Here is a 25,881-nt window from a genome sequence, read left to right as displayed (position 1 = left end):
TTTGTCCGAAGCGAGGCAGCGCAAGTGACCGGTATCGACATCGAAAAAATCCTCCAGCTCGCCCCATCGCCGGCCTACGTCGTCGATCTGGGGCGGCTGCGCCATAACCTTGCCATCCTCGACGAGGTGCAGCGGCGCAGCGGCGCGAAGATTCTCATGGCGCTGAAGGCCTTCGCCATGTGGAGCACCTTCCCCCTGATCCGCCAGACCCTGCAGGGGGTCTGCGCCAGCTCCCCCTGGGAGGCGCGCCTCGGCCGGGAAGAGTTCGGTGGCGAGGTCCACTCCTTTGCCGCGGCCTTCAAGGAGAGCGATATCCGGGCCCTGCTGCCGATCTCCAATCACCTCGTCTTCAACTCCTTCGCCCAGCTCGAGCGCTTCCGCCCGCTCTGGGAGCAGAGCGGCGTTTCCATTGGCCTGCGCGTCAACCCCGAGCACTCGGAAGGGGCGGTTCCCATCTACGACCCCTGTGCGCCGAAATCACGCCTCGGCATCCCACGTGCCGCCTTCGAAGGCCAGTCGCTGGCCGGGGTCGAAGGATTGCATTTTCACACCCTCTGCGAGCAGCTCTTCGAACCTTTGCAGCGCACCGCCCTCGCCTTCGAGGAAAAGTTCGGCGGGTTCCTGCCGCAGATGAAATGGCTCAATCTCGGCGGCGGGCACCACATCACCCGCGCCGGGTACGACATCGACGGCCTGGTGGAACTGGTGAAATATTTCCGCGAGAAATACGCGCTGGAGGTCTACCTCGAGCCCGGCGAGGCGATTGCCATCGGCACCGGGGTGCTGGTCGGCGAGGTGCTCGACGTGGTACACAACCAGCTCGATATCGCCATCCTCGACGTCTCCGCCACCTGCCACATGCCCGACGTGCTGGAGATGCCCTACCGCCCGGAGATCACCGGCGGCTTCGAGCCGGGGGAGAGGCCCCATACCTATCGGCTGGCCGGGCCGTCCTGCCTGGCCGGCGACGTCATCGGCGACTGGTCGTTTGACCGCCCCCTGAAGGCCGGCGACCGTCTCGCCTTCGAGGACATGGCCCACTACACCATGGTCAAGACCACCACCTTCAACGGCATCCAGCACCCGGCGCTCTGCACCTTCGAGCCGCAGACCGGCGAGCTGAGGGTGGTGCGCCGTTTTGGCTACGAGGATTTCAAAAACCGGCTGTCGTAAAGGTTGCAATCAAAATCTGGAAGCAGGAGCAGCGTCAGCTTCTCGCGAAGAGGGGGCTGCAGGCAGGAGAAATGATGGAACGATGGAGTGTTGCCAACTCGGCGAAGATCTACAACCTCCCCGGCTGGGGATCCGATCTCTTTTCGATCAACAAAAAGGGGAATATCTGCGTCCACCCGACGCCGACCTCCAAGCACTCCATTGACCTGCGGGCGCTGGTCGACGACCTGATCAAGCGCAAGATCAAGCCGCCGATCCTGATCCGCTTCATGGATATCCTGCAGGGGCGCATCGCCGCCATCAACCGCGCCTTTAAAAATGCCATTGCCGAGAACGACTACCCGGCCGGCTACCAGACCTTCTATCCGATCAAGGTCAACCAGCAGCGCCAGGTGGTCGAGGCGATCGCCAACTTCGGCAAGAAGCACAACATCGGCCTCGAGGTCGGCTCCAAGCCGGAGCTGGTGGCGGCCATCTCCTTCGCCGCCGGCGAGCAGCTGCCGATCCTCTGCAACGGCTACAAGGACAACGAGTTCATCGAGATGGTCCTCTACGCCACCCGCATCGGCTTCGATATCACCATCATCGTCGAGAAGCTCTTCGAGCTGGAGAAGATCATCGCGCTCGCCCAGAAGACCAGCATCACGCCAAAACTCGGCATCCGCGTCAAGCTCTCCTCCAAGGGGACCGGCAAGTGGGCGACCTCCGGTGGCGACGACGCCAAATTCGGCCTGAAAATCTCCGAGCTGCTGGCCGCGGTGGAGATCCTGCGCGAGCAGGAGATGCTCGACACGGTGAAGCTGCTGCACTTCCACATCGGCAGCCAGATCACCAAGATCGACAAGATCAAGAACGCCCTGATCGAAGGGAGCCGCATCTACGCCGAAATGGTCAAGATGGGGGTCGGTCTGCAGTACATGGACATCGGCGGCGGCCTGGGGGTCGACTACGACGGCTCCAAGTCGAGCTACTTCTCGAGCGTCAACTATACGGTCGAAGAATACGCCAACGATGTCATTTACCAGGTGAAAAACATCTGCGACGATGCCGGCGTTCCCTGTCCCAATATCATTTCCGAGTCGGGGCGCGCCACGGTTGCCCACTACTCGGTTTTGATCACCAATATCCTCAACACCAACACCCAGAATGCCCTGCCGGACTACGATGCCATCCTGGAAGGGGCGGAAAAGCTCTCGCCGACGGTGAAGAAGCTAGTCGACATCTACCAGAGCCTCGACCGCCACTCCCTGCGCGAGGACTACCACGACACCATCCAGCTGATCCAGGAGGCGGTCAGCCTCTTCAATCTCGGCTACCTCAATCTCCACGACCGCGCCCTTGCCGAGTGGCTCTGCAGCAAGATCTTCATCAAGATCAACGGCATCGTCGAGCGCATCAAGCCGGTTCCCGACGAACTGCAGAACTTTCAGCTTTCGCTGCGCCAGACCTACTTTGCCAACTTCTCCCTCTTCCAGTCGGTTCCCGACTCCTGGGCCATCGACCAGCTCTTCCCGATCGTGCCGATCCAGCGCCTCAACCAGAAGCCGGACGTGATGGCCAGTATCGCCGACATCACCTGCGACTCGGACGGTGAGATCACCAGCTTTGTCGGCGAGCAGGGGCGCACCAAGTTTTTGCCGATCCACAAGATCCGCGCCGACGAGGATTATTACATCGGCTTTTTCCTCATCGGCGCCTACCAGGAGATCCTCGGTGACATGCACAACCTTTTTGGCGACACCAACGCCGTGCATGTCACCTTCAACAAGAAGACCAGCTACAAGATCGATACCGTGATCAGCGGTGACGCCACCTGGGAGAGTCTCAAGTACGTGCAGTACAAGGGGCCGGAGATTCTCAAGCACGTGCGCGACACCCTGGAGAAGAACGTCGCCTCGCGCAAGGTCTCCTTCGAGGAGACCAGCCACTTCCTCGAACTGCTCGACAAGGCGCTGGTCTCCTACACCTACCTCGGGGAGTAACTGGCGGTTTCCTGGCGGGAAGGGATTGCATCGGCGCCCGATTCAGGTATACATCTGGTAACGTCGAAGCCGGGAGCGTGGGGCTTCCCGGCCGAGCCGACGCGAGGTCAAAGGCCGCGAGCGTAAAGGCCTGAACAAGGGGGTTGCTATGGCAGGCAGAATCGGAAGGCAGTTGGTCTGGCTGGGGATGGCACTGATGCTGGTCGCTTTGCAGGCCGGGCCGTCCCGGGCCGAGGAGATGGCGGTTACCGGCGTGATCCTGGAAAGCGGTTTTTCCGGGGTGGTCCTGCGGGCGCAAGGGAAGGGTGAGGGGGTCAAGTACAATACCGGCCGGGAGACCCGCTATTCTCCGGCGGATTACAACCCGGTCGCCGGGGATACCGTCAAGCTCACCTACTACAAAAAGATGCTCAAGAATGGTGAGGACGTCCTCGCGGTATCGACCCTGACCCTGGTCAAGATGGACCCCAATCGCAAGGAATTGACTTCTCCCGCCGTCGGCACGGTGGTCGAGATCGGCCGCAAAAGCATCCGTTTCGACTTCCCCGCTTCTGGTGAGCGACTGTCGATGGAGCGGAAGCGCGGCATGGAGATGGTGCCCGCTGGTTATGACCCCACTGTCGGGGACAAGGTCAAGGTTTCGTATGAAAAAGTCCGTTCCAAGTTCGGTGGCGGCATTGTTTACGTCATGGAGCGGATAGAGAAGGTGAAGTGACGCGCCCTATTTTCTGAGGGGGCGAATCCAATATAAACTACGAGCCCGGCAGGGGATTCCTGCCGGGCTCGTTGCATCTTTCGGTGAGGACCTCCGGCGATCAGTGGGCCGCGGAAATTTTCCCCTGCCGTTCGTTCATCACCTTGTAGGCACAGAATTCGCCGCACATGGTACAGGCGCCGTGCTCCTCGTCGACTCCCGACTCGGCGCGCAGCCGCCGCGCCTTGGCCGGATCGAGGGCGAGGGCGAACTGCCCCTCCCAGTCGAGGTTCTTGCGGCACCTGGCCATGGCGATGTCCTTTTCCAGCGCTCCTTTCACTCCCTTGACGATGTCGCCGGCATGGGCGGCGATGCGGCTCGCCATCACCCCCTCGTGGACATCCTCCACCGTCGGCAGGCGCAGGTGCTCGCTGGCGGTGACGTAGCAGAGGAAATCGGCGCCGGCCGCCGCAGCGACGGTGCCGCCGATAGCGCAGGTGATGTGGTCGTAGCCGGGGGCGATATCGGTGACCAGCGGGCCGAGGACGTAGAAGGGGGCGCCGTGGCAGAGGCGTTTCTGCAACTGGATGTTGGTTGCGATCTGGTCGAGGGGAACGTGGCCGGGGCCCTCGATCATCACCTGGACGCCGGCCGCCCAGGCACGCTGGGTCAGCTCGCCGAGGACGATCAGTTCGTGGATCTGGGCGCGGTCGGTGGCGTCGGCCAGGCACCCCGGGCGGAACCCGTCGCCGAGGGAGAGGACCGCATCGTAGGGCTTGACCAGCTCCAGCAGGCGGTCGTAGTGCTCATAGAGGGGGTTTTCGGCGTCGTTGTGGGTCATCCACTCGATGGTGAAGGAGCCGCCGCGGGAGACCACCTCCATGATCCGTCCCTCGCGATCCATGCGCTCGACGGTGGCGCGGGTCACCCCGCAGTGGACGGTGATGAAGTCGACGCCGTCGTCGAGGTGCTTCTTCACTCCGGCGAAGATCTCGTCGACGGTCATGTCGACCATCGCCTTCTTTTTGCGGACCACGGTATCGACCGCCGCCTGGTAGAGGGGCACGCTGCCGATGCAGACCTCGGTCTGCCCGATGATCGCCGCACGGATCTCGTCGATGGGGCCGCCGGTGGAGAGGTCCATGATCGCATCGGCGCCCGCCGCCACCGCCACCCGGGCCTTTTCCAGCTCCTTGTCGATACTGGTGTCGTCCTTGCTGGTGCCGATGTTGGCGTTGATCTTGGTGCGCAGCCCCTTGCCGACCGCCAGCGGAATGCCGTTCTTGCGGCTCCGGTTGTGACAGATAATGGCGGTCCCTTCGGCGATGCGGCTGCGCAGCAGTTCGGCGTCGATCCCTTCAACGGTCGCAGCCTGGCGCATCAGGTCGGTGATCATGCCCTGACGGGCCGCTTCGAGTGTCGTCATGTCTTATTTCCTCGGTGGTGTTTATGGGTCCCAGGGGTGCAACAGGTCCCATGGGACGTATAGGACTTAGGAAAGGTTCTTCGCTGCCTGCCAGTGGTTGACCGGGCCGTGGCCGCTCCCCAGGGATGTGCTCGTGCGGATCGCTTCATTGATGAAGAGCTTGGCACGGCCCACGGCCGCCACCAGCGGAAGACCCTGGGCGAGGAAGGTGGCGATGGCGGCCGAGTAGGTGCAGCCGGTGCCATGGGTGTTGCGGGTCGCGATGCGCGCGGCGGGGAAGCGGTGAAGGGTGTCGCCGGCGAGGAGCAGGTCGACGGCTTCGCCATCGAGATGCCCCCCCTTGAGCAGGACGTTGCGAGGGCCCATCTCCCGCAGTTTGAAAAGGGCCCGTTCCATGTCGGCTTCGCTTTCCACCGAGACGCCGGAGAGGGCCTCCGCCTCCGGAAGATTCGGGGTCAGCAGGTAGGTCTGGGGGAGCAGCACCTGGCGCAGTACCTCGACCGCATCCTGCTGCAGCAGGGGGGCGCCCCCTTTGGCGATCATCACCGGGTCGACGACGGCCAGCAGCGTATGGCGCTCGATCGCTTCGGCGACGAGGGCGACGATGTCGGCAGAAAAGAGCATGCCGGTCTTGATGGTATCGGCGCCGATATCGGACAGGACCATTTCGATCTGGTCGGCGACAAAAGCATGGGGGCAGGGGTGGACGCCGCGCACCCCCCGGGTGTTCTGGGCGGTCAGCGCGGTCAGGGCGCTCATGCCGTAAGCGCCGAGCAGGGTGATCGTCTTGAGGTCGGCCTGGATGCCGGCGCCGCCCCCCGAGTCGGAGCCGGCGATGGTCAGCACCCGGCCGCGGGGGAGGGGGGCGTTGGCGTTGAACTGCAGGGCAATCTCCCGTGCCGCGAGCCCCGGTCGGGGGTCGCCCATGACGGCGGAGATCACCGCGACGCCGTCGGCTCCGGCGGCGATCACCTCGGCGCAGTTGCTGGCCGCGATGCCGCCGATGGCGATCAGCGGAATCTTCACCGCCATGCGGATCTTTTTGAGGACCGCCAGGCCGGCCGGGTGGGCGTCGTCCTTGCTTTGCGTCGGGAAGATGGTGCCGACGCCGAGATAGTCGGCCCCCTGCATTTCCGCTTTCAGCGCCTGCTCGACGGTGTGGGCGGAAACGCCGAGCAGCTTCCCGGGGCCAAGCAGGCGGCGCGCTTCGACCGCCGGTTGGTCCCCCTGGCCGAGGTGAACGCCGTCGGCATCACAGGCCAGCGCCAGTTCCACCGAATCATTGACCAGGAAGGGGACCTTGAAGTCGCGGCAGGCGGCGGCTATGGCCCGCGCCGCCTCGAGGTCGGCATTGCCGGCCTTGCAGCGATACTGGACCATGGCAGTGCCCCCCTTGAGGGCCGCGAAGACCCGCTCCAGGAGACGCCCGTCGTGGTTTTCATCTGTGACCAGGTAGAGTCCGCCGATCATCGCGGGCCTTTCGTGTCGGAATTCTATGTGTATTTGCCGGCGCTGCTCCCAATAGAAAACGCCGCAGCCTCTGTTACGGCGTGCGGCGTCGGATTTGAATCCTGGCAACGCGCCGCTTCCCTACGCCGGAATGACCCGGATCAGGTTCAAAGGGTCGTTCCGCGATGGTCGGCGGAACTCTCAGTAGCAACTACTCCCCTAGCGGTCTGGCTATGTGGTCCTGCGGCCTATTTCAGGCAAGAACGATGCGCCGGTTGAGCAGATCGATCTCCTCGATGGTCCCCGCGATTTCCCGCATCTTGCCGTAAACATCGACCAGGCGCAGATTGCCGGTGCCGGGGAGCAGGGTGGCGACATGCTCCAGGGGGGTCTCTTTGTCACCCTGAACAAGCAAAAAACTACCGTGATCCAGGCACATGGCACACTCCTCAAATAAAGTTTGCCAAGACTAGCGGATTCGCCAAAGGCTGTCAACCCCAAGCGCCCGTCCGCGCCCGGTTTCTCTTTACAGCCGTCCTGACCCCATGTTAAAAATCCTCTTTCCCCTCTGTAAAGGCCGCGCCCGATGCCCCTACGACCTACCTTCGCCGAAATCGATCTTGACGCCCTGCGCCATAACTTCCGCCTGCTTCGTCGCCAGGCCGGGGCCGGCCGCCAGCTGCTGGCGGTGGTCAAGGCCGACGCCTACGGCCATGGCGCCCTGCCGGTCGCCCGGACCTTGCAGGCCTGCGGCGCCGACTATTTTGGCGTCGCGATGGTGGCGGAGGGGACCGCCCTGCGCCAGGGGGGGATTCAGCGGCCGATCCTGGTGCTGGGGGGCGCCGCGCCGGGTGAAGAAGCGCTGCTGTTGGACCAGAATCTCACCCCGGTGATTTTCGATCTGCCCGCGGCCCGGCGCCTGAGCGCGGCCGCCATGGCCGCCGGGCGTAGCTGCCGCTATCACCTCAAGGTCGATTCGGGGATGGGGCGCCTCGGTTTCGTCCCCGCCGACCTCCCCGCAGTCCTCCCCCGGCTCGCCGACCTCCCCGGGTTGGAGATGGCGGGGCTGATCTCCCATTTCGCCCTCGCCGACCAGGCCGATCACCCTATTACCCAGACCCAGGCGGAACGGTTCCGCGCGATGCTGGGGACGGTTCGCGCCGCCGGTTTCGCTCCCGCTCTCGTCCATCTCAGCAACAGCGCCGGACTCTATGGCCCGGCTTTGCCCGACTGCAACCTGGTGCGCCCGGGGATTGCCCTTTATGGCGGCCTGCCGGCCGACTACCTGGCGGGAGAGATCGACCTGCGCCCGGTAATGCGCCTTTACACCACCATTGCGCAGCTCACGGCGGTCCCCCCGGGCGCGGGGGTCTCCTATGGCCACCGCTTTGTGGCGAGTCGGCCGACCCTGATCGCCGCCCTGCCGGTCGGCTACGCCGACGGCTATGCCCGGCGCTTGTCCGGCTGCGGCGAGGTCCTGGTCCGGGGGCACCGGGCGCCGGTGGCCGGTACCGTCTGCATGGACTGGACGATGGTCGATGTCACCGATGTTCCCGCCGTAGCGGTCGGCGACCGGGTGACGCTCCTCGGTCGGGACGGCTCCGAAGAGGTCACCGCCGAGGAATGGGCCGGGCGCATCGGCACCATCAGCTACGAAGTCTTCTGCCTGATCAGTCAGCGGGTGCCGCGCGTCTATCTCAACCCGGAACCGGGCCCGGCCTGATCTCCGCGCCCCGGAATCCACGGCTATGAACATATCCGATCTCCGCATCGCCTTTGACCTTGGTACCACGACCCTCGGTGCCCGTCTGCTCGATGGCGCGGGGCGGATCTGTGCCGAAACGCGGGCGCCCAACCCCCAGGTCGCGCAGGGGCGGGATGTGATCCGCCGCCTCGCCGCCGCCCGGGGCGGAGCCGCGCTCCCCCTGCAGCAGACCCTGGTCGCCGCCATCAACGGGCTGACCACCCTCCTCTGCCGCCAGGCCGGCTGTTCGCCCGGCGCGATCGCCGCGGCGGCGGCCGCCGCCAATCCGGCCGTCAGTCTCCTGCTCCAGCGCCTGCCGGTCGATGCAGTCCTGTTTCCTCCCTACCGTCCCCCCCAGCGCAGCGGGGTGCAGCTTGACGCCGCCGCCCTGGGCCTGGCGCTGCCGGTGCCGCTCTACCTCTTCCCCCTCGTCTCCGGCTATGTCGGCGGCGACCTGGTTGCCTTTCTTTACGGCCAGGACGCGGCGCCCGGCCGCCTCTTGCTCGACATCGGCACCAACGGGGAAATCGCCTGGTTCGATGGTAACAACTGCTGGGTCACCTCGGTGGCGGCCGGTCCGGCCTTCGAGGGGGGCGAAATCAGCTGCGGGATCGACTATGGTCCCGGTGCGGTGACCGCGGTCCGGGTGCAGGGGGAGAGGCTGGAACTGACCGTCGCCGGTGGCGCTCCGCCCCGCGGTCTCTGCGGCAGCGGGCTGGTTTCGGCGATTGCCGCCGCCCGCGGCGCCGGGCTCATCGACCAAGCCGGCACCCTGGTCGATCCGCTGACGGTTGGCAGCAACCTCGCCCGCTACCTGGTCGAAGGGCCGGAGGGGCGTCGCCTGCACCTTTACCGCGACGCCCGCTGCGAGCTGTTTTTGACCCAGCAGGATATCCGCAGTTTCCAGCTCGCCAAGGGGGCCCTGCATGCGGGGGTTGCGGCGCTGCTGCAACGGGCGGGGGCAGCCGGCGACCAGGTCCGGGAGGTGGTCGTGACCGGCGCTTTCGGCCTCTCGCTTGCCCCGGAAGACCTGAAAAAGGTTGCCTTGTTGCCGCCGGACGTGGTAGATAAGGTACGCTTTGTCCCCGCCGGAGCCTTGGCCGGAGTGGGCCGGATGCTGCTGGCAACCGATGGCGTGGACCGGGTCGAGGCGCTGGCCGCAAATCTGACCCCGAACCCCCTCTCCGGGACGCCGGCGTTTCAACAGGGGTTTCTGAAAGCTCTCGATTTTTGAAAAACCGCCCTGCGACGGTTTTTTTCTGTTTCTGGCGTCACTGTAAACGCCATTCGCCCGCGAAAGGATTCTCCCCATGGCCGTCATCAAGCGTGCTCTGATCAGTGTTTCGGACAAGACCGGCGTCGCCGCCCTGGCGCGGGAACTGGCCGGTTTCGGCGTCGAGCTTCTCTCTACCGGCGGCACCGCCAAGCTGCTGCGCGAGGAGGGGCTCACCGTCAAGGATGTCTCCGAATTTACCGGCTTCCCCGAAATGCTCGACGGCCGGGTCAAGACCCTCCACCCCAAGGTTCACGGCGGCCTGCTCGGTATGCGCGACAACCCGGCCCATGTCGCCAAGATGGCCGAGCACGGCATCGAGCCGATCGACATGGTCGTTGTCAATCTCTATCCCTTCGAAGCGACGGTGGCCAAGGCGGACTGTTCCCTGGAGGACGCCATCGAGAATATCGACATCGGCGGGCCGACCATGCTGCGCAGTGCGGCGAAGAACAACCGCGACGTCACCGTGCTGGTCGACCATGCCGACTATGCACCGGTACTGGAGGAGATGAAAAACGCCGGCGGCGCGGTCTCCCGCACGACCAACTTCCGTCTCGCCGTCAAGGTCTACCAGCACACCGCCGCCTACGACGGCGCCATCTCCAACTGGCTCGGCCGCCAGCTCGGGGAAGAGGATGCCACCTTCCCGCCGACCTACACCCTGCAGGTGCACAAGGCCCAGGGAATGCGCTATGGCGAGAACCCCCACCAGGGGGCGGCCTTTTATGTCGAGAAGAGGGCCAAGGAAGCGTCGATCGCCACCGCCCGCCAGCTGCAGGGGAAAGAGCTCTCCTACAACAACATCGCCGATACCGACGCCGCCCTTGAGTGCGTCAAGCAGTTCAGTGAGCTGCCGGCCTGCGTCATCGTCAAGCACGCCAACCCCTGCGGCGTCGCATTCGGCAAGGATCTGCTCGAGGCCTACCAGCGCGCCTTCTCCACCGATACCGAGTCGGCCTTCGGCGGCATCATCGCCGTCAACCGCGAACTCGATGGTGCCACCGCCAAGGCGATCTGCGATCAGCAGTTCGTCGAGGTGATCATCGCCCCCAAGGTGACCGCCGAGGCGATCGCCGTGGTCGCCGCCAAGAAGAACGTGCGCCTGCTCGAATGTGGCTTCTGGCCGGCCAAGCCGGCGCCGCGCCTCGACCTGAAACGGGTCAATGGCGGGCTGCTGGTGCAGGACGCCGACCTCGCCCTGCTGAGCGAAACCCGGGTGGTGACCAAGCGCCAGCCGACGGCGAAGGAGATGGAGGACCTTCTCTTCACCTGGCAGGTCGCCAAGTTCGTCAAGAGCAACGCCATCGTCTACGGCAGGGACGGCATGACCATCGGCGTTGGCGCCGGCCAGATGAGCCGCGTCAACTCGGCGCGTATCGCCGCGATCAAGGCCGAGCACGCCGGTCTCGCCGTCCAGGGCTCGGTGATGGCCTCCGATGCCTTCTTCCCCTTCCGCGACGGCATCGACAACGCCGCCGCCGCCGGCATCGTCGCGGTGATCCAGCCGGGCGGCTCGATCCGCGACGAAGAGGTGATTGCCGCCGCCGACGAACACGGCATGGCGATGGTCTTTACCGGGATGCGGCATTTTAGGCACTAGGAAGCGAGCACTTCACGCCGATCTCGGCGTTGCCCAGCGTGCGGACCTCGTCGACGTACGGTGTACGCCTCCTCGGGCCGCCCTTGGGCGCCTTGAGCTCGACGCAAATTGCTCGCTTCTTCATCAGGCTGCGGGGTCCGCAAATCCACTAATGGATTGGGGAGGGAATCAGTTTGGCGTCGGTTTTTGATTTAAACCAAGGAGTTTGCTGATGAAGATTCTGGTGGTCGGCGGCGGTGGCCGCGAGCACGCCCTGGTCTGGAAGATTGCTCAGTCGCCACTGGTCGACAAGATCTACTGTGCACCGGGCAACCCGGGCATCACGGAAATGGCCGAATGCGTCGACATCCCGGCCGACAAGATCACCGCCCTCTGTGATTTCGCCCTCGACCAGGCGATCGACCTCACCGTGGTCGGGCCGGAGGTGCCGCTGACTCTGGGTATCGTCGACCTCTTCCAGGCGGCCGGGCTTGCCATCTTCGGCCCCAGCAAGGCGGCGGCCCAGCTGGAGGGGAGCAAGAGCTTCTCCAAGGACCTGATGGCCAAGTACGGCATCCCGACCGCCGCCTACCGGACCTTCACCGAGCGGGAAGCGGCGGCGGCCTACATCCGCGAGCAGGGCGCGCCGATTGTCGTCAAGGCCGACGGCCTTGCTGCCGGCAAGGGGGTGATCGTCGCCACCAGCGTCGAGCAGGCCCTCGCCGCCATTGACGAGATCATGCTCGACAAGGTCTTCGGCGCCGCCGGGGCGAGCGTCGTGGTCGAAGAGTTCATGGCCGGCGAAGAGGCCTCCTTCTTTGCCTTTACCGACGGCAAAAATATCCTGCCGCTGGCTTCGGCCCAGGATCACAAGCGGATCTTCGACAACGACGAGGGCCCCAACACCGGTGGCATGGGGGCCTACTCCCCGGCGCCGGTGGTCACCCCGGAGCTGTCCGAAGAGATCGTCACCACCATCGTCCGGCCGACCATCGACGGCATGGCCGCCGAAGGGACGCCCTATTGCGGCATCCTCTACGTCGGCTTGATGATCGAGGCGGGGCGGCCGCGGGTGGTCGAGTACAATGCCCGCTTCGGCGATCCCGAGGCCCAGCCGCTGCTGGTGCGAATGAAGTCGGATGTCGTTCCGGTGCTCCTCGCCTGCGCCCGCGGCGAACTGACCCAGGCTGCCCTCGAGTGGCATGACAAGGCCGCCGTCTGCGTCGTGATGGCGAGTGGCGGTTATCCCGGAAAATTCGTCCAGGGCTACCCGATTCGCGGCATCGGCGCCGCCGAGAACCTGGACGATCTGGTCGTGTTTCACTCCGGCACCGCCCGGCGCGATGAGGTGCTGGTCAACGCCGGCGGCCGGGTGCTGGGGGTTACCGGGCTGGGGAGCGATGTCGCCGCGGCGATTGCCAGGGCCTATGCCGGTGTCGAAAAGATCAGCTGGCAGGACGTCCACTTCCGGCGCGACATCGGCCGCAAGGCCCTGCAGAGAACCTAAGTCACGGAACGAAACCCTTTCGGAGCGCGTGTCATGAGCGAAAACAAACCCCTGGTTGGCATCCTGATGGGGAGCGACAACGATTACGAGGTGATGGTCGAGGCCGCCAAGGCCCTCAAGGAGCTCGGCATCGGCTTCGAGATGACCGTCTCCAGCGCCCACCGCACCCCGGAGCGGACCGGCCACTACGTGCGCAGCGCCCGGGAGCGGGGGCTGAAGGTGCTGATCGCCGGCGCCGGCGCCGCGGCTCACCTCGCCGGGGTGATGGCGGCCGAGACCACCCTGCCGGTGGTGGCGGTGCCGATCGATTCCTCGGCCCTCGACGGGCTCGACGCCCTGCTGGCGACGGTGCAGATGCCGGCCGGGATCCCGGTGGCGAGCATGGCGATCGGCAAGGCCGGGGCGCGCAACGCCGGCATCTTTGCCGCGCAGATCCTTGCCACCAGCGATACGGCCCTGGCCGGTCGCCTGGCCGACCTGAAAAAGTCGATGGCGGCCGGCGTCGAGGCCAAGGCCCAGGCACTGCAGCGGCGCCTCGCCGAAGACAAGCTGATCTGAAGGTCGTACTCCCGGGAGGGGATTGACAGGCCTGCGGCACGATCCCTGCAGCCCTTCGCCGGTCACCGATCACCGCCAACCTCAGGAGACCTATTGTGAGTTCCCGGGACCAGAAATTCCTCACCGCTTTCTGGGATTTTTTCTGTTCCCTGAAGCTGACTATCGCCACCCTGATCCTGCTCGCCATCACCTCGATCATCGGCACCGTGGTGCAGCAGGGGAGATCGCCGCAGGAGTATCTGCAGGAGTACAGCGAGACGACCTACCGGGTGCTGACCGCGCTCAACTTCACCGACATGTACCACTCCTGGTGGTTCCTCGGCCTGCTCGAGATTTTCGCCCTCAACCTCATCGCCTGCTCGATCAAGCGCTTCCCCAAGGTCTGGAAGACGGTCCATGAACCGGTCCTGGCCCCCGCCGAGAGCTTTTACCGCACCCTGCCCAACAGCGAAGAGGTGGTGGTCAAGGGAGAGGGGATCGAGGCGCTGCGCGAGCGCGTCGCCGCCCTGCTCGGCAAGGCTTTCGCCACACCGGTGGTCACCGCCGGCGAGGAGGGAGCGGTTCACCTCTTTGCGCAAAAAATGCCCTGGGCCCGTTTCGGGGTCTACGTCACCCACCTCTCGATCATCATCATCTTTGTCGGCGCCATCATCGGCTCGCTCTGGGGCTACAAGGCGTTTGTCAATATCGTCGAAGGGACCGCCACCGACAAGGTCTGGGCGCGGGGGGCGAGCGAACCGATCGACCTCGGCTTCCAGGTGCGCTGCGACGACTTTTCGGTCTCCTTCTACGGTGGCGGCGGAGGCGGCCGGCCCAAGGAGTTCAAGAGCGTGCTGACGGTCATCGACGGCGGCAAAACCGTGGTCGACCAGCGACCGATCATCGTCAACGACCCGCTCACCTACAAGGGGATCACCTTCTACCAGTCGAGCTACGGGCCGACCGGCGAGCCGACCATCAAGCTGCGGGTCAAGGTTCGCGCCAGCGGCGAGGTGCAGGAGCTCGCCGGGCGCCAGGGGCAGCGTCTGATGTTGCCCGGCGGCGGCAGCGTGCGGGTCGTCGACTCGACCGAAGCGTTCCAGGATTTTGGTGCGGCGGCGCGCATCGAAGTGGTCCCGCCCGAGGGGGAGGCCCGCTCCTTCGTCGTCCTCAAGGCGTTTCCCGAGTTCGACGCCCAGCGCGGCGGCGACTACATCTTCAGCCTGCTCGACATGGAGCAGCGCTACTACACCGGGCTGCAGGTCGCCAAGGACCCGGGGGTGTGGGTAGTCTGGCTCGGCTGCGCGATGCTGGTGCTCGGCTCGATGACCGCCTTCTTCCTCTCCCACCGGCGCATCTGGGTCACCCTGCTCCCCCTCGCCGGCGGCAAGGTCGGGGTCAAGATCGGCGGCAGCGCCCATCGCAACCAGCCGGCCTTCGAGATCTTCTTCGACGACCTCAAGAAACAGCTCCGCGACGAACTCAAGTAGTTTCCGTCCGGAAACGGCTCTTTTCCGCCGTGGCGGCGTCAATCTTCGGCCTTGCTTGTGCGGCGTACCGGTGTACGCCTCCGCGCAAGTCCTCGATTTCCTTGCCACAACGAAAAATGCCTCGTTTCCGATTCGGAAACCACGCCGTGCCCATCTGGAGTTACTAGGCAGGATTTAAACGTCCTTAAGGAGGACCTAGCGCTATGACCAGCACAACGCTCTTCAATCTTGTCACCATCGGCTACTTCTCGGCGATGATTCTGTTCCTGCTCTACCTCGTCACCCACAGCAAGACCATCTCTCTGCTCGGCAACATCCTCGCCTACCTTGGCTTTGCGGCGCAGACCGCGGCGATCGGGCTACGCTGGTACGAGTCCTACGCCCTGCTCGGCGACGCCGGCCGGGCGCCGTTGTCGAACCTCTACGAGTCGGTGGTCTTCTTCACCTGGACCATTCTGCTGATCTACATCCTCGTCGACCTGAAGTACAAGCAGCGGGCGATCGGCGCCTTTGTTGTCCCCTTCGCCTTTCTCGGCATGACCTGGGCCCAACTCGGCCTCAACGACGCCATCGATCCGCTGGTGCCGGCACTGCAGAGCAACTGGCTGACCTACCACGTCATTACCTGCTTTCTCGGCTACGCCGCCTTTGCGGTCGCCTGCGGGGTGTCGATCATGTACCTGATCAAGGTCGGCAAGGAGGGGGGGAGCGGCGACGCCCCGGCCGGCGGCATCCTCGCCCTCTTCCCGAGCGCCAAGGTCCTCGACGACATCAACTACAAGGCGATCATGATCGGCTTTCCGCTCCTGTCGCTGGGGATCATCACCGGCGCGGCCTGGGCCAACTACGCCTGGGGGACCTATTGGAGCTGGGACCCGAAGGAGACCTGGAGCCTGATCGTCTGGTTCATCTACGCCGCCTTTTTGCACGCCCGCTTCACCCGCGGCTGGGTCGGCAAGCGCGCCGCCTGGCTCTCTATCATCGGCTTTGCCGCCACCATCTTCTGCTACCTCGGCGTCAACCTCGTCCTCTCTGGCCTCCACTCCTACGGCGGCGGCTGAACGGGCCGCTCCGCTCCTGTGGCGTGGAATTTGCACATTTTGCTCTCCCCATACCTGGTTTGCCCTGGCTGCTTCCGACATCCGGAAGGAGGCGCCGGGGTCTGCCTGTCTGCTGCAGCGGTCCCGGCCTTGGGCATAGCGCTTATGCTACCCCGTGGAATCGCTGGTCATGGTTTGTGATTGTTCCCGGGAGGAGAGGTCTGTTATGAAACGGATGGCCCTGTTGCCGACGGTCGCGGCACTGCTACTGCTGATGGCGGTGCCGGGTTGGGCGGCGGATAGTTGTGTGACTGCGAACTGCCATGCGGTGATGGGAAAGGCGCGCTTTGTTCACGGCCCGGTCGCCGCGGCCGAGTGTGACCTCTGCCACGAAGCGACCGGCAAGGCCCACCCCGGCGGCAAGGGGGCGTTCAAGCTGGCGGCAGCCGGGAGCGCGCTCTGCTATCAGTGCCATGACAACAAAAGCGACGGCATGAGCAGCGTCCACCCGGCGCTGGTCGATGGTTGCACCGGTTGCCATAGCCCCCACCAGAGCAGCTACCCCAATTTCCTCTACCAGGAGGGGACGGCCCTCTGTCTGAGGTGCCACGAGGATAAAACGGCCGGCATGGCCGACGTCCACCCGGCTCTCGAATCGGGGTGCACGAGCTGCCATGACCCCCACGCCGGTAAGGCGAAGGGGATGCTCCCTGAAGCCGGCGCCGCGCTCTGCCTGAGCTGCCACGACGATCCGCGCCAGGGGAAGGCGGCGTTGCACCCACCGGTCGCGGAAGGGGACTGCACCGCCTGCCACAACCCCCATGCCGGCAAGGCGAAGGGGATGCTGCCGGCGTCCGGGCCTGCCTTCTGCGAAGAGTGCCACGACAGCAAGACCGCCGGAATGGCGGATATCCACCCGATCATCGAGAGTGATGGCTGCACCGGCTGTCATGACCCCCATGGCGGCAAGGTGAAGGGGATGCTCCCGGCGAGTGGGGCCAAGCTCTGCTACAGCTGCCACGAGAGCAAGACCAAGGGGTTAAAGGTCCTGCATCCACCGGTGGCCGACGGCGACTGCACCGCCTGCCACAGCCCCCACGCCGGCAAGGCGAAGGGGATGCTGCCGGCCGCCGGCTCCGGGCTGTGCAACGAGTGCCACGAGAGCAAGACCGCTGGCAAGGCGCACGTCCATACCCCGGTGGCGGATGGCGAGTGCACCTCCTGCCACGGTCCCCATGGCGGCAAGACCAAATTCATGCTGCCGGCGACGGGCGCCAGGCTGTGCAATGAGTGCCATGACGACAAGGCCGCGGGCAAGGTGGTGCACAGCCCGGTCAAGGACGGGGACTGCACCTCCTGCCATGATGTCCATGCCAGCGCTGCGGAGAACCAGCTCGCCGCGCCCGGCAACGAGCTCTGCTTCATGTGCCACGACGACAAGGCGCAGCTGGGAACGATGGCCGATGTTCACCCGATCGTCGCTGACGGCTGTACCAACTGCCACAATCCGCACAGCGCCGGGCAGAAGTACCTGCTGCCGGCCCAGGGGGATGCCCTCTGTTTTTCCTGCCACGACCAGATCGAAGCCGAGACCAGAGGCTCTTCCCGGCATGGCGCCTTGACCGATGGCGGCTGCAGTGCCTGCCACGACCCCCACGGCACCGGCTATCCGAAGATGTTCTCGGGGCCGGCCGCCTCGATGTGCTATGGCTGCCACGAAGAGATGGAGCTCAGGATCAAGGCGCAGAAGTACGGGCATGAGCCGGTGGCGGCAGGCGAATGCTGGGCCTGTCACGCCCCCCACGGCTCGGATTATCCCCCTCTGCTCAAAGCGGCCTACCCGCAGGAGTTCTATGCCAGCTACAGCGCTGAGCGCTATGCCCTTTGCCTGACCTGCCATGATCGCACCGCCTTTGAGTACGCCCGTACTTCGGAGGCGACCAATTTCCGCAACGGCGACCGCAACCTGCACCGGGTGCATGTCAACAAGCCCGACAAGGGGCGGGTCTGCAAGGTCTGCCACGGTGTCCATGGCGCCGATCAGCCGAAAATGATCCTGAGCAAGGTGCCCGACTTCGGCCAGTGGGAGATTCCGATCAACTTTGTGCCAAACAAGGCCGGCGGCACCTGTTTCGTCGGCTGCCATAAGCCGAAGAGCTACAACCGCTACAAGGCGGTGGAGAACCCGTAAGGCGAGATTGGGGCTTGCGCTCCCGGCCCGGGCTGCTTATCCTTGGCGAGTTCGCAAGACCTTGAATCCAGAGTCAAGACCTGGTCGCCGCAGCAATTGCCGATGAATGTCGATAAGGCGGGGGCTTTTGGGTCTCCTGGTTTGGCCCTGGCCTGCGAAAATGTGTGTAAGGTTTTGGAAAGATAGGAGTTTCCCCGGCTCAGTACCGCAATTTCCGGGGCAAACGCAAGCAGTTTCTCCCCGCTGGTTGTTCGAATAGGGCGGGATGGAGCAGGAGAAGACAGTGACGATGGAACTTTCCGCTTCCAGGGTACTTCGTTTTGGCCTGATCCTCGGGGTCCTGCTGCTGGTTGGCGCCTGCGCTCCGCCGCCGGCCAAGGAGACCCAGCGCTTCTTCTGGCCGCTGCCCCCCAACCAGCCGCGGATCGAGTACATCGGCTTCATCCAAAGCGACCAGGACGTCAGGGAGGGCGGCGAAAATGCCTTGAAAACCGCAATTTTAGGGCGAGAGAGACCCCAGCCACTTTTCGAAAAACCAATGGCGGTGCTCGGGCGCAAGGATTCGGTCCTGGTCACCGACGCCGGGCTCGGCAAGGTCCTTTTTCTCGATTTTTCCGGGCACCAGATTCGCTACCTGCAGAACAAGGATGGCAAGGATATTCCCTTTCGCCTCCCCGTCGATCTCGCCGAGGATGACCAGGGACGGATTTACGTAGCCGACTCCCTGCAGAAGGCGATCTTCGTCTTTTCTCCGGAGGGCAAGGAGCTCTATTCCTTTAAAAGCGGGGAGCTGAACCGGCCGGTCGGCCTCGCCGTCGATTCTGCCCGCCAGCGGCTGCTGCTGGTCGATGCCGAACGCCAGGCCGTGCTGCTATTTGGCCTGGAAGGGGACTTCCGGGGAAGTTTCGGTAAACGTGGAAGTGGTGAGGGGGAATTCAACTTCCCGCTCGACCTCGATCTCGATCCGCAGGGGAACATCTACGTGCTCGATTCCCTCAATGCCCGGGTCCAGATCTTCGACCCCGAGGGGCACTTTCTGCGGACCTTTGGCAGCCGGGGTACCAATCCCGGGTCGTTTCAGCTGGCCAAGTCCATTGCCGTCAGTCGCTTCGGCCAGATCTACGTCACCGATTCGCTCGCTCACAACTTCGTGATCTTCGACCTCCAGGGCCGCTACCTGCAGACTATCGGCGGCAAACACTGGAGCGGCAGCGGCAAGGTCGTGCCGGGCGGGTTTTACATGCCCGAAGGGGTCGACGTCGATGCCGAAGGGAGCATCTGGATCGTCGATGGCCTGAATCGCATGCTCCACCACTACCAGTACCTGACCGAGGCCTACCTGCAGGCGCACCCCATCGAGCCGGGGCAGGCCTACCTTCCGCCAGCGCTGAAGAATATGGATAGGGTGCAGTGACGGCCGGGACCTTGCAATGCCGATCAAAATGATGCTGGCCACAGATGAACGCAGATAATGGCCGGTTCTTGAAACCCTGATCGGGTTTTGGATTTCCATCTGCTAAAAATCAGCGTGTATCTGCGCACGAATAGGGTTTCGGATCTGCCTCGTTTGTCGCCGCCAGCGCCATGGACGCGTTCGATTGCAGTGAGCAGAAATTTTCGCCAGCCTTGGCATGCGTGTCGCAGAAAATGTCGAAAGGACCCCGGATATTCGCGAAAACGCGAACCTGCCGGACTGAATCCCGTTAACAAGCAAGGGCGACTCATGAAAAAACTGACCAGGATTTTGCTGTACGTCTGGGCGCTCGGTCTGCTCGGCGCGCTGCCGGCCCGGGCGCTCCAGCTCGTCTACCCGGCCGACCAGACCTCCGTCCACCGCTCCGATTTTCTGATCATCAAGGGGAGCGATCAACCGCCGCTGGAGGGGATGTCGGTCGAGATCAACGGCGCCAAGAGCGACGTCATCGACATCTCCGGCGCCGATTACCGGGCCGCTTTCCAGGACTTCCTGATCCTGCAGCCCTCCTTCGACCCGGGGCGCAACGTCGTCAAGGTTGCCGGCTATCGCGGTGGCCAGGTGGTGGCGAACCAGACCGCGACCGTTTACTACCTGCCCGGACCCTACGATCTGCCACCGACGGACTTTCCGACTTTCGTCATGCACCGCCCGGAAAAGGAGGCCCTCTGCGCCGGCTGCCACAATATGAACCCGACTCCCGAACAGCTGGCCCAGACCACGCCGGACACCAACCCCTGCGCTGCCTGCCACCGGCGCATGTTGCAGGACAAGTACGTCCATGGCCCGGCCGGGGCCTTTCGCTGCGCCTACTGCCACCAGCCCGACAGCCAGCCCAACCGCTACCAGTCGCCGGATGGTGACGCCGGTCTCTGCAACCAGTGCCACCAGGAGAAGGTTGACGAGTTCAAAAAAAACAAGTTCGTTCACGGCCCGGTGGCGGTCGGCCTCTGCAGCGTCTGCCACGATGCCCATGCCAGCAACAACCCTGCCCAGGTGGTGCTGCCCATCAATGATCTGTGCCTGAGCTGTCATGCCAAGGTCTCAGGGGCCCCCCACGTAGTGCGCGGCATCCGGGGCGAGGCCCATCCCCTCAGGGGGGTCCAGGACCCCTCCCAGCCAGGTCGGGAGCTGTCCTGCGTAAGCTGCCACAATCCCCACGGCGGGAAGACGGAGTATTTCTTCGTTCGCAACATAAATGGGCGTTTCAGTCTCTGCGAACTTTGTCACCAAAAGTAGTTCGTTAATGGAACCAATTACTTTCAAGGATTACTGATGATGAAAAGAGAACTCTGCCGGACCCTTGTCGTTTTCGCTGGGCTGCTGATCTTTGCCGGCTGTGCCAAGCCTCCAGCCCCCATGAAGGTTTACTGGCCTGCACCACCCGATACCCCGAAGATGGAATGGATCATGACCTACTACTCCGAGGACAGCTTCCCCAAGACCGAGGGTGAGAAATTCGCGGAGAACATCGTCGGCAAGAAAGAGCTGCATTTCTTTCAAAAGCCCATGGGGGTCGCCTCCGACGGGCACGGCAAGATGTACGTAGCCGATATGGACCTGCACAACCTGCGGGTGGTCGACTTCAATGCCCGGACGATGGAGTTCTTTTCCAAGTCGCCGATCTTCGGGTTGCCAGTCGGCGTGGCCCTCGACGGCAGCGGGCGGATTTTCGTGTGCGACGCACAAGCCCAGCAGGTTTTTGTCTTCGCACCGGACCGTTCCCCGCTTTTCGTGTTCGGCAAGGGAACCTTGCAAAAACCTGGATTCCTGGCGTTCAACGAGAAACTCAAGCGCATCTATGTCACCGACGTAGTCGGCAGCAAAATCGAGGTTTTTGACTATGAAGGAGAGCATCTCTTTTCCTTCGGCGGCGGGGGAGAGAAGGGTGGCCAGATATTCACCCCCTACGGTATCGCCGTCGATTCCAAGGGTCGGGTCTTCGTCTCGGCTCAGCTCGAATCCCGCATTCTGGTCTACGACGCTGATGGAAGATATCTCTATGGTTTTGGTCAGCGTGGGGACGAGGCCTTCCAATTCGAGGGACCCCGCGGACTCGCCTTTGACAGTGAAGATCACCTCTACGTGGCTGAGTCCCGCAAGGCGGCGCTGCTGGTCTTCGATACCGAGGGCAACCCCCTGACCCGCATTGGTGGCGAACGTAGTGCTAGTCCGCTGGCGTTTTCCTTGCCGACAGCAGTTTCTGTCGATCAGAACGATCGTATTTTTATCACCGATGCCTTCAATCGTTCGGTGACCATCTGGCAGTTTCTGACGCCCAGATATCTGAAAGAACACCCCCTCGACCCGGAGATGCTAAAACGCATTGAGGAACGGGTCGAGCGTCGCCAAAAAGAACTCCAAGAAAAGGAGGGCAGCAAACCTCGGTGATTTGGCCAGCCACTTTGGGTCAATCAACTGATTCCAAGGCAATATCCAAAAAAGAACTGCCTTTTCTCTGAGTTTTCAGTATTGGCATTCAGATTGCAAACCGTATCGCTGGACTCATTGAGAGGCAGGCCGGAGTCCCGGACCCGGCCGATGGTTTAAATCGAGGGGAGCCAGAGCTCACCCAAAACACCAAGGAGGTAGGAAATGAAGAAGGTAATTGTTTTGGCGACGGCCATCGCGCTGCTCGCCACCCCGGCATTCGCCGCCATCCGTAACTCGAAGCACGACCTGTCCAGCAGCAGCGCGGCCACCGTCAAGTCGACCAACATTGACGAGTCCTGCGTCTTCTGCCACACCCCGCATGGTGGCACCACAGGGTTCCAAGCTCCCCTGTGGAACCGCAGCGGTACTTCGGCCAGCACCTGGTCTGCCACCGACCTTTACAACAGCTCCACCCTGGACAGCGCTTCCAGCCCGACGACTGTTCTTTCCAAAGTCAACGCTTCCGACGCCCCGCTCTGCTACTCCTGTCATGACGGCACCTCCCTCGCCGGTGGCCTGAATAATCCTCCGGCCAGTGCCAGCAACGCCCAGCCGACCTTCACCGCTCCCAATGACGTGGTCGGCGCCCAGGCCAACCTGAATGACGGTAGCTCGGCCCTGAAAAACGACCACCCGATCGGTATGGATTACGGCACTGTTCAGACTAACGCGGGTGCCAATGAGTTCGTGGTCGAGACCACCCCGAACCAGTTTGTTGACGTCCTGCCGCTGTTTACCAGCACCGGCGTGATGTGGTGCTCCTCCTGCCACGACGTCCACAATCAGGGTGCTGGTCAGCCACTCCTGGTTAAATCAAACGCTGGTTCGGCTCTCTGTACTACCTGCCACGTCAAGTAAGTTTCTTCCTGCGGGAAGTTGAAGGGCGGGAGAGGCAACTCTCCCGCCCTTTTTTTGGGTGCGCCAGGCATGGCGCACGGTGTGTAAACGCCGTCGGGCTGGTTATGGTGTCCTTCCGGCAACCGAGAGGGGAATGTGTGCGCCCAGGAATAGGGTTTGTCAGCGTTCTATTCGGTTTCATCCGCGGGGTGATTTGGGACTTGCCGTTGATTCGGGAATGGCTCCTGGTGTTCCCCCTGTTCGTAGTTTGCGAAGCCAGGCACCAACGGAGCCCGGTCCTGACGGGCTCCGCAGTTTTTTACCTGCTCCAGCGGCCTGGTGAGAAGACGGCAAAGGGCTTGCGATAGCGCGGGAATTCCCCACGGAGGTTCTCCTTTCAGGCCGGTTTAAGGGGTGTTGGCCCGGAGGTTCGGGCTGTTTCTTTGCCTCCATTAGGCGGTCGTGGAAGGAATGGAAATTGCACGCCTGCCTTGAAGAGTTTCATGCGCACATTCAACTAGGACTGGCAAATAGGGCCCAATGCGTCTTTTTTTCTTTATATATGCTGCGTTATTCCTCCTGATTTCGGTTGCCGATCCGGCCAGGGCCGACGTCGGAGGGACGGCGGAATTAAGTTACGCCACCTACCGGCGCATGGAAGACGACCAAAAGACCGTCGATGCCCACCATTTCACCCAGCAGTATTCCCTGCTCTGGTCCAAGAAGGGCCTGATCAACGGTGGACGCGGTGGCAAGTACGACCTGGCCCTGGGGGGGGAGCTCAACTATCTGGACTCTGCAATCAACGGTCAGGACATTTCCCTCGACAGCCTCAAAGTCCTCTACAATGGCGACCTGCTCCTCGCTCCCGGGGGCCTGCCCTTCCGCATGCACCTCTTTTCCAATGATCTGCATCAGTCGCAGTTTCTCAACGACGCCGTCGCACCGCTGAACAACCGTTTTCTGTTGCAGCCCGCTATCGCCACCGATCTTCTCAACGGCCAGCACTACGTCAGCGGCGCCAGTCTGCTGCTTGGTATCCGCAACGGTTCCTACCTTGGACGATACCGGGATACCCTTTCCCAGCTTCCCCGGATTCTGCTCGACTACAGGGAGAGCTACGTCAGGGACACCAACGCTCTCACCCCCAGCCATTACCGCGATCGGCAGCTCGCCTTCGTCTCGCTGAACAAGAAGGATAACTGGTTCCACTACCGTTTCAAAGATTTTGTTGACTACGAGGACCATGAAAACGACTATCAGACCAAGACCTGGATTCTGGGGACGGTCGACGAAACCATGCGGCGGCGCTGGATCAACATGGTCAACTGGATTAAGATTTCCGCCGATGGCTCCTATGAGGTCAATTCACAAAATCGCCGCACCCAGTACAACGATAAGCGTTACGATCTTAATCTTTTTACCGTTGCCAACCGCTCTGCCTGGAGCGTTTCAAACTTCACCACCTTCCATCGTATCAGCAACGGAAGCCGGGTCGAACGGGTTCTCGATGTTCCGGTCTTCGCCAATGGACGGCTCGCCCGGGATGCGAACTGGCGCCTAAAGTTGATCGGCCACAAAAAACAACAGGATTTATTCGACTCAACAAGCCGCGGGTTGCAGGACGACGACCTCTATCTCGATGCGCAACTTGAAGCTTACCGGTCCCGGCCCTACATCCTTACCCCGCGCCTGGAAGTGGAGACCCGGGACCAGGACTTCACTTCGGGCCAGGCGGCCCGCGCAACTCTCGAGGTCGCCAGCAATAGCAAGTATTCACCCAAGGTCGCCTGGTTCGGCTCCCTGTCCACGGCCTACTTCGCCGGGCAGGACAACTCCGCTCTGGCGGCCAAGGAGGAATTGTCCGCCTGGGAACAGGTTGCCGTGGGGGAGGTGGATGTCAAGGTCAGCCGGAAGCTTCGGACCTCGTTATTGCAAAAGTTCATCTATTTCACCGGCGATGCCGGGGCCAACATGACGAACCAGGTGGTTCCTCAGGCGTCGGGCAATCTGGTGGGAACCAACGACAGTAGGACCGATGTGAGCGGAACGACCTATCGCTCGACCAGCACGGCGCGCATGGATTACATCGGTGGCCGGCTGCGAAATGCCCTGGAAGCGACCTACGATTTCCTCCATCGCAACGACCAGGACCTGGATCAGTGGCTTTTCCGGCATGACCTCTCCTACAGCGGCCGGAATTTCCGGGCGCGGATGACCAACACTCTGACCCTCGGTGTGGAGCTGGCACAGCAGGGCGCCGCCAGCGTTGACTCGAATTTTGCCTTCCAGGGAAATGCCGACCGGGCCTGGCAGCACTCAACCGACCTCCAGTACTCGCCGGGAAGGAGCTGGGAGACGACCCTGCGCGCCGACTATTACTGGCGGGATCTTCCGCAAGGAGCGTCCCAGAGCTTGAGTCTGCGCCAGACGGCTCTCTACAATTGGTACACGGTCAACGGTCTGGTGCGCAAGATCGCCGAGTTGGAAGAGCGCATCGAGTCCGACTGGATTGATGTCCCCTTGCAAGGCAGTAGTCGCCGAAATGAATACGGCTTGCGTTTTAACTATTATCCGATTCATCGCATTCTGTTGGGGGCCCGGGCCCGGTATATCGATTACGATCTAAATTATTCTGGTGCCTTGATCAGCGGTCTGGTCGCTCAGTTCAATTATCCCAAGCTGCAGGTAGCCCTTTCCTACGATTACGGGACCTCCGGTAATGTCGACGAACAGCGCTGGGAGGTCAAGGTCCGCAAGATTTTCTAGGTCGATGGCACTTCGCTGCGTTGTCCTGTGATTTTCCTGCAGCTGGAAGAAGGCAAAAGCAGCGAATCAGGCATTAGCAGCAGGCTACCCAGATAACATGAAAGCCAAGGCCGCAAGAAGGCCGGTTGTCAGCCTCTGCCAAAATCTGCGTTCATCTGCGGCTACACATTTTCCTGCCGGCTATCTGTTATTGATTTTCTGCGGATCAGGTAGATAACTCAAGGTTTTCTTGCTCATTGATGCGCCTTCCCGGTAGGATGTCCCCTGTAAAGCAGGGCCG

The 25,881-nt window shown here is 62.9% G+C and carries 19 protein-coding genes and 1 riboswitch; of the genes, 16 read left to right on the top strand and 3 right to left on the bottom strand.

Translation table 11 applies throughout. From position 1 onward, the window contains the following. Positions 1 to 24 precede the first annotated feature (24 nt). The 3 genes from nspC to ACYQ8E_RS08040 all read left to right on the top strand — a co-directional run bounded on the left by nspC (position 25) and on the right by ACYQ8E_RS08040 (position 3,870). Complete coding sequence (nspC, locus tag ACYQ8E_RS08050; protein ID WP_066728145.1) at positions 25 to 1,173, top strand: carboxynorspermidine decarboxylase; 1,149 nt, start codon at positions 25 to 27, stop codon at positions 1,171 to 1,173. Positions 1,174 to 1,247: 74 nt separating this feature from the next. Next, positions 1,248 to 3,155, top strand: coding sequence for an arginine decarboxylase (speA, locus tag ACYQ8E_RS08045; protein ID WP_066728144.1), 1,908 nt, complete (start codon positions 1,248 to 1,250; stop codon positions 3,153 to 3,155). A gap of 148 nt (positions 3,156 to 3,303) precedes the next feature. Further along, entirely contained in the window at positions 3,304 to 3,870 is a 567-nt protein-coding gene (locus ACYQ8E_RS08040; protein ID WP_066728142.1) for a hypothetical protein, read from the top strand. Between the two features lie 100 nt (positions 3,871 to 3,970). On the opposite strand, the gene thiC is transcribed toward ACYQ8E_RS08040, so the two are convergent. The 3 genes from thiC to ACYQ8E_RS08025 form a co-directional block, all read right to left on the bottom strand. Then, positions 3,971 to 5,275, bottom strand: coding sequence for a phosphomethylpyrimidine synthase ThiC (gene thiC / locus ACYQ8E_RS08035; RefSeq protein WP_066728140.1), 1,305 nt, complete (start codon positions 5,273 to 5,275; stop codon positions 3,971 to 3,973). A 66-nt stretch (positions 5,276 to 5,341) separates the two neighbouring features. Continuing rightward, positions 5,342 to 6,745, bottom strand: coding sequence for a bifunctional hydroxymethylpyrimidine kinase/phosphomethylpyrimidine kinase (thiD, locus tag ACYQ8E_RS08030; protein ID WP_066728138.1), 1,404 nt, complete (start codon positions 6,743 to 6,745; stop codon positions 5,342 to 5,344). Positions 6,746 to 6,845: 100 nt separating this feature from the next. Further along, a riboswitch (TPP riboswitch) is annotated at positions 6,846 to 6,955 on the bottom strand. A 22-nt stretch (positions 6,956 to 6,977) separates the two neighbouring features. Beyond that, positions 6,978 to 7,163, bottom strand: a complete 186-nt coding sequence (locus tag ACYQ8E_RS08025) for a CooT family nickel-binding protein (protein ID WP_066728136.1) — start codon at positions 7,161 to 7,163, stop codon at positions 6,978 to 6,980. 147 nt (positions 7,164 to 7,310) lie between these two features. On the opposite strand from ACYQ8E_RS08025, the gene alr reads away from it, so the two are divergent. From alr to ACYQ8E_RS07960, 13 genes are all read left to right on the top strand, one after another. Next, a complete protein-coding gene (gene alr, locus ACYQ8E_RS08020) occupies positions 7,311 to 8,447 on the top strand; it encodes an alanine racemase (RefSeq protein WP_066728134.1) in 1,137 nt (378 codons plus the stop codon). Between the two features lie 25 nt (positions 8,448 to 8,472). After that, a complete protein-coding gene (locus tag ACYQ8E_RS08015) occupies positions 8,473 to 9,702 on the top strand; it encodes an ASKHA domain-containing protein (RefSeq protein WP_066728132.1) in 1,230 nt (409 codons plus the stop codon). Positions 9,703 to 9,778: 76 nt separating this feature from the next. Continuing rightward, on the top strand, positions 9,779 to 11,344 hold the full coding sequence (purH, locus tag ACYQ8E_RS08010) for a bifunctional phosphoribosylaminoimidazolecarboxamide formyltransferase/IMP cyclohydrolase (RefSeq protein WP_066728130.1): 1,566 nt from the start codon (positions 9,779 to 9,781) through the stop codon (positions 11,342 to 11,344). 211 nt (positions 11,345 to 11,555) lie between these two features. Further along, on the top strand, positions 11,556 to 12,830 hold the full coding sequence (gene purD, locus ACYQ8E_RS08005; protein ID WP_066728128.1) for a phosphoribosylamine--glycine ligase: 1,275 nt from the start codon (positions 11,556 to 11,558) through the stop codon (positions 12,828 to 12,830). Positions 12,831 to 12,863: 33 nt separating this feature from the next. Then, entirely contained in the window at positions 12,864 to 13,388 is a 525-nt protein-coding gene (purE, locus tag ACYQ8E_RS08000) for a 5-(carboxyamino)imidazole ribonucleotide mutase (protein WP_066728126.1), read from the top strand. A gap of 95 nt (positions 13,389 to 13,483) precedes the next feature. Continuing rightward, positions 13,484 to 14,857 carry a cytochrome c biogenesis protein ResB gene (gene resB / locus ACYQ8E_RS07995; protein ID WP_066728124.1) on the top strand — a complete coding sequence of 458 codons (1,374 nt, stop codon included), beginning with the start codon at positions 13,484 to 13,486 and terminating at the stop codon, positions 14,855 to 14,857. 203 nt (positions 14,858 to 15,060) lie between these two features. Continuing rightward, positions 15,061 to 15,918, top strand: coding sequence for a c-type cytochrome biogenesis protein CcsB (gene ccsB / locus ACYQ8E_RS07990; RefSeq protein WP_066728123.1), 858 nt, complete (start codon positions 15,061 to 15,063; stop codon positions 15,916 to 15,918). A 205-nt stretch (positions 15,919 to 16,123) separates the two neighbouring features. Then, entirely contained in the window at positions 16,124 to 18,088 is a 1,965-nt protein-coding gene (locus ACYQ8E_RS07985) for a cytochrome c3 family protein (protein WP_066728122.1), read from the top strand. A 289-nt stretch (positions 18,089 to 18,377) separates the two neighbouring features. Then, positions 18,378 to 19,502, top strand: coding sequence for a 6-bladed beta-propeller (locus ACYQ8E_RS07980; RefSeq protein ID WP_066728121.1), 1,125 nt, complete (start codon positions 18,378 to 18,380; stop codon positions 19,500 to 19,502). Positions 19,503 to 19,811: 309 nt separating this feature from the next. Further along, positions 19,812 to 20,801: a cytochrome c3 family protein gene (locus tag ACYQ8E_RS07975; protein WP_459860609.1), complete on the top strand. Its 990-nt coding sequence runs from the start codon at positions 19,812 to 19,814 to the stop codon at positions 20,799 to 20,801. Positions 20,802 to 20,837: 36 nt separating this feature from the next. After that, on the top strand, positions 20,838 to 21,953 hold the full coding sequence (locus tag ACYQ8E_RS07970; RefSeq protein ID WP_066728118.1) for an NHL repeat-containing protein: 1,116 nt from the start codon (positions 20,838 to 20,840) through the stop codon (positions 21,951 to 21,953). 204 nt (positions 21,954 to 22,157) lie between these two features. After that, positions 22,158 to 22,853 (top strand): cytochrome c3 family protein, encoded by a 696-nt coding sequence (locus tag ACYQ8E_RS07965; protein ID WP_066728117.1) that lies wholly within the window; start codon positions 22,158 to 22,160, stop codon positions 22,851 to 22,853. 633 nt (positions 22,854 to 23,486) lie between these two features. Continuing rightward, positions 23,487 to 25,601 (top strand): hypothetical protein, encoded by a 2,115-nt coding sequence (locus ACYQ8E_RS07960; protein ID WP_157471903.1) that lies wholly within the window; start codon positions 23,487 to 23,489, stop codon positions 25,599 to 25,601. Positions 25,602 to 25,881 lie beyond the last annotated feature (280 nt).

The organism is Desulfuromonas carbonis (genome assembly GCF_054658035.1).
Note: the sequence above shows the minus strand (reverse complement) of the source record. Positions and strands in the feature narration are given on the sequence as shown.